The sequence below is a fragment of the Levilactobacillus spicheri DSM 15429 genome (assembly GCF_001435095.1).
Classification (GTDB): Bacteria; Bacillota; Bacilli; order Lactobacillales; family Lactobacillaceae; genus Levilactobacillus; species Levilactobacillus spicheri.
On the sequence record NZ_AZFC01000036.1, the window covers coordinates 1 to 14,937 of the forward strand.

Sequence of the window (14,937 nt, forward strand, 5' to 3'; positions counted from 1 at the left end):
CCTTGATGGTTTTTTCTGTCCACTTAAATGTTCAACTTAAATTTTACAATCTGCCTAATACAAATCGGTAAATGTTACTTATTAGGCAAGAATGAACGGACGATTTTAAAAACTATATATAGTACACAAACACCACAAATGGCATTTGTAGAAATCCAGATAATACTTTCAATCAGTGTTAGACTTCTGGGCAACTGGAAAGTCCATACTATTAAAACGACACCAGCGAGTATTCCTTCCCAGTTTTGAGATTTTTTGTGACTGTCATTAATTATTGCTTTTCTAAGATCCTCTATTTTTGAAAGATCTCTAAGCGAAATAAAGTTCGTAACTAAAAAGATCAGAAATAGTAATATTTTAATAGGAGCTTTCATGTCAAGAAAGAAGGTTGCCCCAGCTGACACTATGCCACTAGCTAACAAAAAGAAAATGTATCTTATTGATACGACCATGATTTATATTTCCCACCTCTAAAATGAAAAATACGACCGTACTTAAACTTCTTCTGAACACCTGTAAATACATGACCTAAAACACTTTTTAATCCCTGTTGTACCAATCTTCCAATTGTTCCGCCAATGGCACCTAAGGGTAACAAACAGATTTGAGCCAATACATTAAATCCCTGCTGTTTTGCTTCATTGAGCATCCAAGCGCTAATGTAAACGTCAACGTTTCCTTTTTTAGCCGCACCATGCCATACCAACTTGGTTGTTCCCGATTTTGCTCTCTCCTGGAAAACGCTGGTATTCGGTGCAATTACACTCATGATAGCAGTTTGGGCAACATCATCATCAATACTTACGGTCGTCTCATCACCGTTAACTGTCGTTCTAACGGAGGATGCTACTTTTTGTTGGATAGCCTCTAATTGTTGATCATTTGCTGTAGACAAGTAATCATTAATAATCTCGTCCGCTTTATCTTGAGAAACAAATTTCGGATAGGATTTTACCTGTGAGCCTGAATTTGAAACATTTTCTGTAGAATCCGCATGTGCAACTGTAGTAGCCACACCAGATTCAATAAGTACTGCCCCTGCCATAGCAGTCGCTAGAATAACGGATGTTCCCTTAAGTAGTTTTTTCATTATTTAGAATCCTTGATGTAATAGTTTTCCAATACGTATTGGCTTTAATTCGTTAATAAATGTACAATATTCCTTATCTTTTACCAGGTCAAGCCTGACCGTAAATAGTATTGTTTAGTATTCAATAAGTATAAGGAATGTTTTGGTATATATAATTTACGACGTATAATCCTTTCAAAGGCTGGTTCGTTTCTAGGCAAATGTAGAAAAGAATTCATTTCATCTACACAAATAGGAATTATAGTGTTGAAATATTTTTTGCTTAATAAAAGGTCTTAACGCAAAACATTTTTTCAAAATTGAAAATTTAATTTTATAAATTAGTTGAAACGTTAATCCAGGACCATTTAACCATTCGCATAAAAAAGGCTTAGCATCCCCCAGTAGGGAAAGTGCCAAGTCCTTTGTGTGTCTAATTCAGGTCTTTTAGCGTTAGATGATTGAAAAATCGAACGAAAGCATTGTGCTTCTTTTGATTCTTCTTACCAATTTCTGCTAATTTTTTCTTATCAATTACGTCAGTTAGAATTGGGCCATTCTCTTTTTCTAATTCTTCGGTAATTCTAGCATAAGCTTCATCAAAGGATTTAGTACCCTTGGGAATTGCTTCCTCAATTGCTTTTCTAATTCGAGGAGGCAACTTCAAATAACCATCATCCAATTCTTTTGGGAAGCCATCATGAAAGCCTACTTCACTCATTATTAGAACCTCTTTCATGAAGATCTATTATATATTAGTTAACTCACCTGGCACTCACTGTATTACCAATTAAATGGAATTGTAGTTTGTCTCAAAAACAATTGCTTCTGGTACTTACATATTCGTCATGCAAAAAACACCAATCCCGCGGGATTGGTGTTTTTTATGATGGTTATGACTAGTTGCGACGGCGTTCTGGAATCCGAGCAGCCTTACCATTCCGGTCACGCAAGTAGTAGAGCTTAGCCCGACGTACCCGACCTTGGCGGATAACGTCGATCTTAGCAACTCGTGGGGAGTGTAATGGGAAGATCCGTTCCACACCGACACCGTTACTGATCTTACGTACCGTGTAAGTTGCTTGCACACCGGCACCCTTACGCTTGATAACGACACCCTCGAACAATTGGATCCGTTCGCGAGTCCCTTCAACGATCCGGGCGTGAACCCGAACAGTATCCCCAGCACGGAAGTCTGGTAAGTCGTCACGTAATTGAGCTTGGTTGATCTTGGCAATTAATTGATTTTGGCGCATATTGTATTCTTTCCTTTCGCCAGCATTCATTCTCAGTTTCGACAGCGGAATGTTGTTTTTAGTGGCTAAACAGCCAAAAATAAGTGTAACATACCGGCTAACCTCTGTAAAGGTTATTTTCTTGACTGCTGGTCACGGCGTTCCTCTTCTTCGATCCGCACGTCCGCCAGCAGGTGCTTCTGTTGCGTCGTGAGCTGTTGATGGTCGATCAGGTCCGGCCGGCGCAGGTAGGTCCGGCGCAGGGCCTCCTTTTGCCGCCACTCGTCGATCTTCTGGTGGTTACCGCTGATCAAAACATCGGGCACGGTCATCCCCCGGAACTCGGCCGGCCGCGTGTATTGCGGGTACTCCAGCAGCCCCGTTGAGAACGAATCCCCAGGGGCCGATTCGGCGTTGCCCAAGACCCCGGGCAGTAAGCGCACCGTGGCGTCGATCATCACCATGGTCGGCAGTTCGCCCCCGGTCAGCACGAAGTCGCCCAGCGACACCTCGTCGGTCACCAGGTGACGAATCCGTTCGTCGTAGCCCTCATAGTGGCCACACAGAAACGTCAGGTGCTCCTCGTGGGCGAACGTCTCGGCCACGTGCTGGTCGAAGGTCACGCCGGCCGGATCGGTCAAAATGACCCGCCCCTTGGGGAGACCCTCGGCCGCCGCCTGCTCCTGGGTCGCGGCGAGCGCGTCAAAGATCGGTTGGGGCTGCAACAACATCCCCGCTCCGCCCCCAAAGGGGTAATCGTCGACGTTGCCGTGCTTATTCGTCGAGTAATCCCGAAAGTTCGTGACCGGCATGGTCAGATGCCCGTTTTCGATGGCCTTCCCCACGATGGAATCGTGCATCGGCCCACTGAACATATCGGGAAACAAACTTAAAACATCAATCCGCATTAGTCGAGTCCCTCCATTAATTCCACGATGACCTGGTGGTGCGCCAGGTCGACCTGCTTAATGACCTGGTCGATTTTCGGCAATAACAGGTCGGACTTCCCCGGCCGGGCCACGACCCAGACGTCGTTGGCACCCGGTGACAGGATCTCCTTGATCTGACCCAGCGGTTCCCCGTCCACGGTCACGACGTCCAGGCCAACGATTTGATGGTAATAGTATTCCCCCGGCTGCAGGTCGCTTTGATCGAGTTGGTCATCGGCGATCTTCAGCGTGGCGGTCTTGAGCCCCTCGACGTCGTTGATCGACGGCCGGTCGGGAAAGCTCAGGAGGTAAAAGCTCTTGTGCTTGCGGACCGTGCCCACCTTCAGGGTCACGGGCGTCGTCTGATGGGGTAAAAAGGCATAGAGGGTCGCGCCCACCGCAAACCGCTTGGTCGGAAAGTCGGTCGTTGCGACGACCCGGACTTCTCCACGAATCCCGTGTGTATTGACAATAGTTCCCACCGTATAGTATGCCATGCTGTGCTCCTTTTCATATTGAACGTTATTTTTAGGTTGCTCTTCAAGAACGTGGTTAAAACAAAAAAACTCGAGGAAACGTCGCCGCTTCACTCGAGAGTCTTTGCCGGGTGGTCATCAATGATGAGCCGCACCCGTTTATTTCCCTGTACGCGCACGCTATAGACGATTGTCCGAATAGCTTGTGCAACACGGCCTTGCTTACCGATGACCCGACCAACGTCGTCCGGGTGAACGGCCAACCGATACTCATAGAATCGGTCAGTCTCCGTCATGGAGACGGCTAAATCGTCCGGATGTTCGACGAGCGGGCTGACAATTGCAAGAATTAATGCCTTAAAATCGGTCATGGCTAATCACTACTTTTTAGTGTACTTAGCTTCGTGGTATTGCTTCATGATTCCGGCGTTCGAGAGTAAGTTCTTAACCGTATCTGAAGGTTGAGCACCATTGTTCAACCAGTTCATGATCGATTCTTCGTTTAACTTAACTTGGGCTGGAGTCGTCACTGGGTTGTAAGTCCCAACGTTTTCGATAAACCGGCCATCCCGTGGGCTCCGTGAATCGGCAACCACGATTCGGTAGAATGGGCGCTTCTTAGAACCCATCCGCTTCAGACGAATCTTTACTGACATGTAGACACCTCCTGTATTTCTTTCAACGTGTAATAATATACCAGTTTCTAGATATGATGTAAAGAGTTTTTTCTTTACACCTTAAAATTAATCGAACGGACGGCGTAACCAGGCGATCACATCGGGGGTCAGCGCCGCTTGGTGGGTGCTGATCCACTCGGAGACCGCGCGATAATCCGTGAAGTCTAAGACCGGCGCGTGAAACCCCACCGCCTGCAAATGCGCCACGAACCGGAGATCGGCGATGCTCATCGGCGCCTGGTACAGCGGGTTCTCCTGGGCGTGGCTCCCCCACTCGTCGTTTAAAATCGCCAGGGCGTTACGGTACGCCGGCGTTTGTAAGAGGACCGCGCGAAGTTCGTCGGCCGTTAAAACTGTCTTCATGTCAGATTCCCCCTGATCACTTGAAGTTGTGGGTCTTCGGCCAGGCTGATCACCCGGCCGGGCGCGGGCTGCACCGAAAATTGCGCCACGGGACTGGTCAGTAACCAGATGACGTCGAGGGCCAGCGGACAGGTCACCCGCTCTTCCCCGTAGCCGTCGGTCAACAGAATCGCCAGTTGCCCTGGTTGGCCGGCCATCAACCGGGGCAACGCGTCAAAGACCGCCTGAAACCGCGTCCCGCCCCCACCAACGCGCTGCAGGTCGGGCAGCCGTCCGGTCAGAGTGAAGCTCTGGCGCTCGTGAACCACGGTGTCGAACGGGTAGACCCGGATGCTGGCCGGATAGATCGCCAGTAACCGCGTCAATTGGCCCAGCAGGTAGGCGATCTCCTGGTTGCCCATCGAGCCCGACTCGTCCACGAAGATGCGGATGGTCTGCCAGGTCTGCACCGTTTGACCCGGCAACTCCATGCGTTGCGGTTGCCGGCGGTTGAACCGCCCGTACGCCGGTTGCCGTCCCGCCGGCACCTGGCCTAATTGACGCTGGAGCAGCCCCTGCCAGTTCAACGGGTGGGTCGGCGGCGTCGGGGTCAAGGCCGCCTGGACCTTGCCCGGTAAGGTGCCGCGTTGCTTGGCGCTGAGCGTTTCGGCTGTGGTGGTCAACACTTGCTGACGCCACTGGTCCCTGGCGGCTTGATCCTGTCGTTGGCCGGTTGTCCAGCCCCGGTGACCGTCGCGTTGACCGGGCAGCGGTGTCGCCGTGGCCAGTTGTTCTGTCGGCCGCTTCCCCGTGTGTTGGTTGGGCACCGCGTGGGGGGTGGTCGCTGCTCCGTCCGCCTGCTGGGCCTGCCACTGGCGCAATAGCTGCCAATAGACGGCCGAATCCTGTTTCGCCGCTACCGGTTGATCCAGTAACGTGTGTAACGTGCGGCTGGTCACGGCCCCGGCCGGCAGATCGTCGAGGTAGTCGTTGACCGCCGCGTCGGTGGCCCACCGCACCAGCGGCGCCTGCTGGGGCGATCGTAACGCCGCGGCGTAACGGTCCGGGTGATCCCAGACCAAGTGCAATACCACGTGGCGTAACATCGCCAACCACTGGGCGCCCGTCCAGGCCGTTTGCGCCAGCGCCCCGGGACTGACCACCAATTGCCAATCCGTGGGGCGGGCCCGCAAACCCAGCGGCGTGGGACGGGCCTGTAAGGTCGTGGCCAGCTGACTGAGCACCCGGCCGTAAAACGGGTCGTGTTGGAGCAGGTACATCACGCTGGCTTGCAGGAGCTCCCGCGTCGCTGGGGCCTGCTGGTCGGCCGGCAGGGTCGTTAGCCGGCTTAATCGCGTCGAAAGACTCAACATCGCCTACACCTCGATTTGACTGCCGCGTTGACCGATCTGGGTCAAGTCCGCGTAAAGCTGACTCACGGCCGGCGTGGTCTGGACCTGCTGGTACAAAGCCTCCAAGAGCCCCGGTTGCTGGGCCAGGGTCCGGGCCACCGCGAACTGGCCGTCCGGCGCGCACAGCGTCAGCAGCTGGGTAAACCGTTCGGCGTTGGCCGCACGGGTCAGCGGCCAGGTGTCAACGGCTTGGAGGCACTGGGTCAGCAGGCGTTGCTGCTGGGCCGGGTTCAACGTTTGAAAGGTCGTCACCGCCGCGTCTTGCGTGTAGAGTTGCGGCACGGTCAGCGTGGGCCGCTTGGTCTGCACGTAACCGGCAAAGGCCGTCCCGACCGTGGCCCCCAGGTTTCCCACCAGCAGCTCGCGGACCACGGCGGTCGTACCGAGCAGGTCTTGGTGCTCGAGTTCGCGCAATAACCGTGAGACCCGCGCCCAGGCCCGCGGCGTCGGCTGCAGGTCGGCGTCTTCCTGGTCGCTCGTTGGGGCCGTGAACAGGTCCCCGGGGTTTTCCGTCAGGTAGTCGGTCACCAGCGAACTGATCCGTGCTTGCCCATTGACCGGCGCTTGGGCCCAGGCCAACCAGGTCGGCGAGTCGGCCTGCAGGACCAGGCGGGTGGTCCGGTCGGCGATGGCCGCATCCCCGGGCGTCACGCCGTAGTGGCTACTGGCAAACCCCTGCATGGTGGCGTCCGGGTTTTCCGCTAAGATCAAGTGGACCTGTTGTGGCAAGATAAGGCTATTGATCTGCCGCTGTAAGACCAGGTTCATCAGCTCGCTCTGCACCGCCTGGGTCCCCCGGTTGAACTCGTCGAGAAACCAGATGATCTCCTGGTCGGGATGGGCCTCGGCGTACTGGATCAGACTCACCAGGGTGTGCGAATAGCCGAATTGTACGTCGGCCAAGCGTCCGTAGTGGGCCGTTTGGATAAACGAGTCGCTGGTCAGTGGCGGCACGGGGATCACCAGGTCCCCCTTTTCCACCAGGCTGACCACCGTGGTGAAGAGCTTGGCGTGGCGCTGCTGGGCCACATCGGCCACCAGCGCGGACTTGCCGATGCCGGCTTCCCCCACGAGGGTGGGCACGCTGCCGCTCGCCAGGACCACCTGCACCGCTTGTAAACATTGTTGGTAGGTTAAAGCCACCTTATCCGACTCCTTTCGTCAATTTGTTTCAAATTAAAAGACCTTGTGTTGGTTAGCCGGGATTCCCCTCAAGCACCCCGCCATCCTCCGCTTTTCAACCTGTATCAGTTGCTCTCCCAGCTTACGGCGTCTGATGGCGCTGGCCGCTAATCGGGTTAGTCATCGCAGGTCCGCCCGCTCACAGAACGTCAAAAGACCGGGAAATTAAAGTTATCTCCATCCATTTTACTATACTCGACGCCAAGAAAGGGCGCCCAAAGATCGATAACTGACCAGCCTTTCTCTCAAATAACGCTCCCACCCGCCAAAGCGACCCGCTTCCTGCGCCTTAACGGGCTAAAGTTAACTCGCGACCATGATTACGGCAACTGGCGTGAAGTCCCGTTGCCAGTCCCGATTATACTGGGGTTTGATAAATGGAAACGGTTACAATGAGAAAGAGGCAAGGTTTTATGGCTTTAATGACTTTAAATTATTATTCAAATATTTTAGGCCGGGACACCGACGTGCGCGTCGCCATCCCCGACGAGAAGACGTTGATGCGCTTTTCTTTGGCCGCACACCCCCGGCGCTATCCGGTGCTTTATCTCTTACACGGCGTCGGTGATAACGCCAGCGGTTGGACGCGCCTCACCAACGTGGAGCGCTACGCCAGCGCTGCCCACTTTATTGTGGTCATGCCCACGGCCGAACAAAGTTTTTACCGCAATGCCGTTGATGGTCCCCGCTGGTACGATTACTTTCAAGAGGAACTCCCCTACCGCATGGCCAGTTGGTTGCCCATTGATCCCACCCACCAATATATTGCCGGCATCTCGATGGGGGGTTACGGGGCCTGGTTACTAGGGTTAAGCGAACCGGATAAGTATCGGGGCATCGCCGGCATTTCTAGCGTGTGTTCCCTGGAACACCTGAAGGTCGAAGCCCCCGCCGACATGCGCGGAATGTTTAGCCAAATCTATCGCAACGTTTTTGGCACCGCTGATCCCCAAGACGCGCAATACGGCGTGGCCACCCTGATCACCGACCAGCCCTGTGTCCGGGCCGACCACTTACCCCTCCTCTTACAATACGAGGGGCAACAGGACTTCATGTACGACGATAATCAGGCGTTCAAACGGCTCATGTTGGCCCACCATTTGCCAGTCCATTACGCCGAATGGCCCGGTGCGCACGACTGGCGTTTCTGGGACAGTGCCATTCAGCGAGTTCTTAAAGTTTTTCACGAAAGGGAGCAATGATTATGGACGTCGCTACCAAGCATCCGTTATTTGAAAAGGGCATTCAGTTTATCGCGGCCATTTTTGGCCCGGTCGTGAACGTCCTTTGCGCCGTGGGCCTCTTAAAGGGGGCCCTGACCATCTGTACCACGCTGCACTGGTTAGCCCCCAGTAACAGTACCTACCAGGTGTTGTGGCTGCTGTCAAACGTGTTCTTCAGTTTCCTGCCCATCTTCTTAGCCTTTACGAGTGCCCAGGTGCTCAGGACGAACCCGTTCACCGCCGTGCTCATCGCGGCCTTTCTGGTGCAACCGCAACTCACCACATTGTTGACCCACCAGGCCACCTTATTTGGGGTCACGCTGCCCAACACCCGTTACGACTCAACGGTTCTGCCCATCATCTTTGCGGTCATTTTGCTCCACTTTGTCGAAAGCGCCCTGAAGCGCTACCTCCCAGAAGTGATCCAGTCAATGTTCGTCCCCCTATTGAGTTTATTAATTGTCTTGCCAGTGACGCTGTTTCTACTGGGTCCCATCGGCAACCTGTTGGCGAAAGGCGTTACGCTGGGGTACAACAATACGATGGCCATTAGCCCCATTATCGCCATGGCGATCCTTTCCGGACTGTTTCCGGCCTTTATCATGGTCGAAATCAGTACCGCGTTAGCGCCAGTGGTCATCAACAATATTGCCGTTAAGGGGGATGACACGATTTTGATTTCACTTGGAATATGTCTTTTTTCATTGGCTGGGATGTCGTTAGCCGTCTACTTGCAGGCCCAGCCTGGCAGTAAGACCCGTGCGGCGGCCCTTTCGGGAATCGTGACGGCGTTACTGGGTGTCGGCGAACCCGCGGTCTTCGGCGTGGGTCTGAACCATCGGCGGCAGTTTGCGGGCAGCATGTTAGCGGCGGCCATTGGTGGCCTGATCGTGGGCGCCTTTCAAACCAAAGTCACCGCATTCATCATTCCCAGCATCGTGACGATTCCGGCCTACATTGGCCAACCCGGTTACTTGGGAATCCTGATCGGGGCCCCGGTCGCCTTTTTCCTCAGCCTCGCCTTCAACAGTCTGGCGATTCAGCCGGTGTCCCATGTCAGTGCCTAATTACGAGCGGGTGCGCCTCAACGCCCGGTTCCCCGCCATGTTGCTCCTGCAGAATTTGACCGGTCAGGCCCGCACGATTCCCCTGCATTGGCACCGTAGCCTCGAACTAGATCTCCTGACGGCTGGCAGCTTAGACGTGACGGTCGCTGGCCAGACCACCACGCTGACCGCTCCGGCCGTCCTGGTGATCAATACGGCGACGTTACACGCGATGACGCCCAACACCGCCCGCATTCAGGCCATCACCTTGCTCATCTCTTATGATTTCATCAAACAGGCGCTCCCGGATTATGATGATTTAGCCTTTGACCTCCAGGGACGTTCGGCGACGGCCGCCAGGCTCAAAACTTGCTTGGCGCAAATTGGCGAGTGGTACCGGCAGCGCCCCAACGGCTATCAACTCTTGATTGGGGAGCAAATCGATTACATTCTGTACCTCCTCACCACGCAAGCGGTCGTTCCCCGCCCCATTCAGCCAACCACGCAGTGTGATTACCGGATTCAAGCGACCCTGACCAGCTTGGACACGGCTTACCAGTTTCCGGTCAGCATGCGGCGATACGCCGACCGTTACCATCTGACGCTCACCTATTTCAGTCGCCTGTTTCACCGGGAGACGGGGCAGTCCTTCCGCGAGTATCTCCTCAATCTCCGCGTTGAAATGGCGCAAAAACAACTGAGTCAAACCTCGATGAAGATCATCGATATCGCGCTGGCCAATGGTTTTGGGAGCGCCCAACGGCTGATTGCCGCCTTTGAAAAGCTCTACGGCCTGTCCCCGACCCGTTATCGTCGACAGGAACGCGCGCTGCGTCCTACCAGTTGATTGTCCCGTGATTTGGCTCACGAAAAAGCAGGCAGAAAATTCTCAAAATTTCGAGAATTTTCTGCCTGTTTTTTTATAGAATCCGCGGGAGGCCTCAGCCCCGCCACGGTCGTTAACTCAAAGTATCTGGCTGGTCGCAAGGCTCCCCTTAACGGGTGTTCACTCGTGATAAGACCCGGCGTTGGAAGAACTTGACGATTTCCACGATGACCACCATCAAGATGCCGGCCAACGCGACGATTCCCCACTGGTAAGCGTCCAGGTGCGTCACGTGGAACAGACCGTTCAAGCCCGGTACCAAGATTGTCACGGCCAATAAGAGGAAGGCAATCAGGATCGCCCAATTAAAGAACTTATTGCGCCAGATGCCGATCTTGAACAGCGATCCGTGAATCGACTTGGAGTTGAACGCGTGGAACAGTTGGATGATCCCTAACGTGGCAAAGGCCATGGTCAAGGCATCGGCGTGCGCCAAGCTGGCGGACGCGTGAACCGGGTAGGTAATCGCAAACCAGTACACACCCAGCGTCAGCAGGCCCTCCAAGAGCCCCTGGTAGATGATGCCGCCCAGGACCCCGCCGGAGAAGAAGTTCGACTGGCGGCCCCGTGGTGGGCGTTTCATCAGGTTCTGCTCGAGCGGCTCGATTCCCAGCGCGATGGCCGGCAGCGTGTCGGTCACCAGGTTGATCCACAGGATGTGGACCGGTGCCAGGATCTGCCACCCCAGCATGGTCATCATGAACAGCGTCAAGACTTCCCCCAGGTTCGCGGACAGCAGGTACTGGATGGCCTTTTGAATGTTGGCAAAGACCTTCCGTCCCTCTTCCACGGCGACCACGATGGTGGCGAAGTTATCGTCGGCCAGGACCATGTCACTGGCCCCCTTGGCGACCTCGGTCCCGGTGATCCCCATGCCAATACCGATATCGGCGGCCTTCAGGGCGGGAGCATCGTTGACCCCGTCCCCGGTCATGGCGACGACCTTCCCCTGCTTCTGCCACGCGTTCACGATACGGACCTTATGCTCCGGTGCGACCCGGGCGTAGACCGCGTACTGGGTGACCTGCCGTTGGAAGGTCCGGTCGTCCATGGCGTCCAGCTCGGCGCCGGTCAATACGGCCTGGGTCTCCCCGGCGTCGATGATGCCCAGCCGCGTCGCGATGGCGGCCGCGGTATCCCGGTGGTCCCCCGTGATCATGATGGGCCGAATGCCGGCTTCTTGGGCTTCAGCCACGGCCTGAGCCACCTCCGGCCGTTCGGGGTCGATCATCCCGACCAACCCGGCAAAGGTCAGCGCCTGTTCGGTATTCTCGGTCGTCGGCTGGTCCGGCACCGTGGCCACGATGCGGTAGGCGAAGGCCAGCACCCGAATCGCCTGGGTGGCTAACTGGTGGTTCACGTCCAGCACGTGTTGGCGGGCCGTCGCCGTCAGGGGCGTGACCTGGCCCGCCAGATCAACCTGCGTAACGCGCTTGAGCAGTTCGTCGGGGGCGCCCTTCACGGCGACCAGGTAACGGCCGTCCGCCAAGGGGTGAATCGTGGTCATCAGTTTACGTTCGGAATCAAACGGGATCTCCGCGACTCGCGGCAGGTCGCTCAGCGTCTGGTCGACCGGGAAATCCCGGTCCAGCTGATACTGGACCAGCGCCGTTTCCGTGGGGTCGCCGGCCAACGTCCCGTCCGCTAGCCGTTGCGTGTCGTTACTGAGGATCATCACCCGCGCTAACGGGTCATCGGGCGCCATTGCCGGCTCCCCGGCGGGTGACAACTGACCGTTTTGGTAAACCTGTTCTACGGTCATCTTGTTTTGGGTCAGCGTCCCGGTCTTATCCGAGGCGATAATGTCGGTACTTCCCAGCGTTTCCACGGCGGGCAGCTTCCGCACCAGGGCGTGGCGCTTGGCCATCCGTTGGGTCCCCAGGGCTAAGGTGATGGTCACGATGGCCGGTAAGCCTTCCGGAATCGCGGCCACGGCCAGCGAGATCGCCGTCAACAGCATGTCGATGACGTTGGCCGTGCCCCGCCAGAGGCCCAGGCCAAAGACGATGGCGGCGATGATCAGGATCAAGATGGTCAGGGCCTTCCCCAGTTGGGTCAGGTTGGCCTGCAGCGGCGTGGTCGTCTCGTCGGCGGCTTCAAGCATCCCAGCGATGCGGCCCACCTCCGTCTGCATCCCGGTCGCCACGACCACCCCAACGGCCCGGCCGTAGGTGACATTACTGTTCATGAAGGCCAGGTTGGTCCGGTCCCCAATGCCCAGGTCGGCCGTGGCCAGCGTTTCGCTGGTCTTCTCGACCGGAATCGATTCCCCGGTCAGGGCGGACTCTTCCACTTTTAGCCCGGCCACCTCGACCAGTCGCAGGTCGGCCGGCACCACGTCACCGGCTTCCAAGAGGACCACGTCCCCCACGACCAGTTCATCGCTCTTAACGGTCATGACCTGTCCGTCCCGCCGAACCGTGGCGTTGGGCGCGGCCATCTCCTTCAAGGCGTTGATGGCTTCCTCGGCCTTGGCCTCCTGGAAGACGCCAAATACGGCGTTCAACAGGACCACCAACAAGATGATCACGGCATCGACCACCTCGCCCGTCAGCCCCGCGACCAGCGCGGCGACCAGTAAGACGATGATCATGAAGTCCTTGAATTGACTGATGAACCGTTGTAACAGCGACGTTTTCTTCTGTTGATTCAGTGCGTTGCGCCCGTGTTGGTCGAGCCGCTGGGTCGCCACGGCCGCGGAAAGTCCCTGCGCGGTCGTGTCAAATGCCTGGTAGGTCTGGTCGACGGAGCGTTGATAAGCAAGTCGTTTGGTCATAATTTCCTCCTAAATAGTGTGGCGTGGGCCTCATTTTCCGGAAAAGAAAATGAGACCTACGCGCGTACACAACCTGTGAACACACATAAGTCTCACTATTTAAGACAATACCGGAACGTCTTCTTGCTGACGATATTGTCGCAGTTTTTAGCTGCCAGTTACTCCCTTATGATTGTAAGGTGAGTATACCGGAATTTTTCTGAAAAGTCTATCGAAATTACTTCTTGCGGCGCTTGTTTTTCAGCCGCTTCCGCTTATTCTTCTTCATTTGACGCGACATCCGGTTCATGGCCATCTTCTGCATCCGGCCACCCAGGCCACCGCCCATCCCGGTCTGGCCCATCATCTGTTCCATCCCGGACATGTTGCCCTTGGACATCTGGTTCATCATCTTTTTCATTTGATTGAACTGCTTGATCATCCGGTTGACCTCGTGAATCGGTCGGCCGGCCCCCGCAGCGATCCGCCGGCGCCGCGACGGGTTCAGGATATCGGGATTGGTCCGCTCTTCCGGCGTCATCGAGTAAACAACGGCCTTCAGGTGGCCCATATCCTTAGGATCGACCTGGACGTTCTTCATGGCCGGATTGTTGGCCATCCCCGGAATCATCTTCATCAGGTCTTCCATCGGCCCCATCTTCTGGATCTGGTCGATCTGGTCGATGAAGTCGTTAAAGTCAAAGGAGTTTTCCTGAATCTTTTCGGTCAGTTCCTGGGCCTGCTTCGCGTCATACTCCTGCTGGGTCTTTTCGATCAGCGACAGCATGTCGCCCATTCCCAGGATTCGGGACGCCATCCGGTCGGGGTGGAAGACGTCCAGTTGGGTCATCTTTTCCCCTTGCCCGATGAACTTGATCGGCTTGCCAGTCACGGCCCGAATGGACAGCGCGGCCCCGCCACGGGTATCCCCGTCTAACTTGGTCAGAACGACCCCGGTCACGTCGAGCTTGTCGTCAAACCCTTGGGCCGTCGCCACGGCGTTTTGCCCGGTCATAGCATCGACCGTCAACAGGATTTCGTCCGGGTGCGCCAGGGCCTTGATGTTGGCCAGCTCATCCATCAGCTGTTCGTCGATCTGTAACCGCCCGGCGGTATCGATGATCACGTAGTCGTTATGGTTCTCGGCCGCCTGCGCTAACCCTTGGCGGACAATCTCCACGGGATCCACGTCGGTCCCCAGCTGGAAGACGGGCACGTCGATACCGGCTGCCACCTGGACCAATTGGTCGATCGCGGCGGGCCGGTAAACGTCGGCCGCAATCATTAAGGGGCGGGCCTTTTCTTCATTCTTTAACCGCAGTGCCAGTTTCCCAGCGGTCGTGGTCTTCCCGGCCCCTTGGAGCCCAACCATCATGATAATGGTCGGAATCTTCGCGGACTTGTTCAGGGGAACGGCTTCTTCCCCCATGGTCTTGGTCAGTTCCTCGTCAACGATCTTAACGATCTGTTGGGCGGGATTCAGGCCTTCGAGGACGTCGGCGCCCATGGCCCGTTCACGGACCTGCTTCACAAAGTCCTTGACCACGGTAAAGTTAACGTCGGCCTCCAAAAGGGCCAGGCGAATCTCGCGCATGGTCGCCCGTAAGTCGCTTTCGGAGACCTTGCCCTTCCCCCGCAGCTTCCGCATTGCGTTCTGTAGTCGTTCGGTTAATCCTTCAAACGCCATTAAACTTGCCACCTAACT

General features: G+C 55.6%; 15 protein-coding genes. 3 read left to right on the top strand and 12 right to left on the bottom strand.

The features are described 5' to 3' along the window. Positions 1-436: 436 nt before the first annotated feature. The 10 genes from FD37_RS11550 to FD37_RS11595 form a co-directional block, all read right to left on the bottom strand. On the bottom strand, positions 437-1,090 hold the full coding sequence (locus FD37_RS11550) for a hypothetical protein (protein WP_056965392.1): 654 nt from the start codon (positions 1,088-1,090) through the stop codon (positions 437-439). A gap of 412 nt (positions 1,091-1,502) precedes the next feature. Next, positions 1,503-1,790 carry a DUF302 domain-containing protein gene (locus tag FD37_RS11555; RefSeq protein WP_056965393.1) on the bottom strand — a complete coding sequence of 96 codons (288 nt, stop codon included), beginning with the start codon at positions 1,788-1,790 and terminating at the stop codon, positions 1,503-1,505. Positions 1,791-1,968: 178 nt separating this feature from the next. Then, a complete protein-coding gene (gene rplS, locus FD37_RS11560; protein WP_045806678.1) occupies positions 1,969-2,325 on the bottom strand; it encodes a 50S ribosomal protein L19 in 357 nt (118 codons plus the stop codon). Positions 2,326-2,438: 113 nt separating this feature from the next. Further along, complete coding sequence (gene trmD / locus FD37_RS11565; protein WP_056965394.1) at positions 2,439-3,212, bottom strand: tRNA (guanosine(37)-N1)-methyltransferase TrmD; 774 nt, start codon at positions 3,210-3,212, stop codon at positions 2,439-2,441. Beyond that, entirely contained in the window at positions 3,212-3,730 is a 519-nt protein-coding gene (gene rimM / locus FD37_RS11570; RefSeq protein WP_045806680.1) for a ribosome maturation factor RimM, read from the bottom strand. Before rimM ends, trmD begins: the two co-directional genes overlap by 1 nt. Positions 3,731-3,819: 89 nt before the next feature. Continuing rightward, positions 3,820-4,080 (bottom strand): KH domain-containing protein, encoded by a 261-nt coding sequence (locus FD37_RS11575; protein WP_045806681.1) that lies wholly within the window; start codon positions 4,078-4,080, stop codon positions 3,820-3,822. 9 nt (positions 4,081-4,089) lie between these two features. After that, positions 4,090-4,365, bottom strand: a complete 276-nt coding sequence (gene rpsP / locus FD37_RS11580) for a 30S ribosomal protein S16 (protein WP_045806682.1) — start codon at positions 4,363-4,365, stop codon at positions 4,090-4,092. 87 nt (positions 4,366-4,452) lie between these two features. Next, positions 4,453-4,749: a hypothetical protein gene (locus tag FD37_RS11585; RefSeq protein ID WP_056965395.1), complete on the bottom strand. Its 297-nt coding sequence runs from the start codon at positions 4,747-4,749 to the stop codon at positions 4,453-4,455. Continuing rightward, positions 4,746-6,101, bottom strand: a complete 1,356-nt coding sequence (locus tag FD37_RS11590) for a vWA domain-containing protein (protein ID WP_056965396.1) — start codon at positions 6,099-6,101, stop codon at positions 4,746-4,748. The genes FD37_RS11585 and FD37_RS11590 overlap by 4 nt, the downstream gene beginning before the upstream one ends. Positions 6,102-6,104: 3 nt before the next feature. Continuing rightward, on the bottom strand, positions 6,105-7,283 hold the full coding sequence (locus tag FD37_RS11595) for an ATP-binding protein (protein ID WP_045806685.1): 1,179 nt from the start codon (positions 7,281-7,283) through the stop codon (positions 6,105-6,107). A 452-nt stretch (positions 7,284-7,735) separates the two neighbouring features. Between FD37_RS11595 and FD37_RS11600 the strand changes: the two genes are divergently transcribed. The 3 genes from FD37_RS11600 to FD37_RS11610 are packed head-to-tail and all read left to right on the top strand — an operon-like array spanning position 7,736 to position 10,438. Further along, entirely contained in the window at positions 7,736-8,524 is a 789-nt protein-coding gene (locus FD37_RS11600) for an alpha/beta hydrolase (protein WP_056965397.1), read from the top strand. 2 nt (positions 8,525-8,526) lie between these two features. Beyond that, positions 8,527-9,612 (top strand): PTS sugar transporter subunit IIC, encoded by a 1,086-nt coding sequence (locus FD37_RS11605; RefSeq protein ID WP_056965398.1) that lies wholly within the window; start codon positions 8,527-8,529, stop codon positions 9,610-9,612. After that, positions 9,599-10,438: an AraC family transcriptional regulator gene (locus tag FD37_RS11610; protein ID WP_082605194.1), complete on the top strand. Its 840-nt coding sequence runs from the start codon at positions 9,599-9,601 to the stop codon at positions 10,436-10,438. Before FD37_RS11605 ends, FD37_RS11610 begins: the two co-directional genes overlap by 14 nt. A gap of 148 nt (positions 10,439-10,586) precedes the next feature. On the opposite strand, the gene FD37_RS11615 is transcribed toward FD37_RS11610, so the two are convergent. Both FD37_RS11615 and ffh read right to left on the bottom strand, forming a co-directional pair. Further along, on the bottom strand, positions 10,587-13,253 hold the full coding sequence (locus FD37_RS11615; protein WP_056965400.1) for a cation-translocating P-type ATPase: 2,667 nt from the start codon (positions 13,251-13,253) through the stop codon (positions 10,587-10,589). Positions 13,254-13,470: 217 nt separating this feature from the next. Then, on the bottom strand, positions 13,471-14,919 hold the full coding sequence (gene ffh, locus FD37_RS11620; RefSeq protein ID WP_056965401.1) for a signal recognition particle protein: 1,449 nt from the start codon (positions 14,917-14,919) through the stop codon (positions 13,471-13,473). Positions 14,920-14,937: the final 18 nt, after the last annotated feature.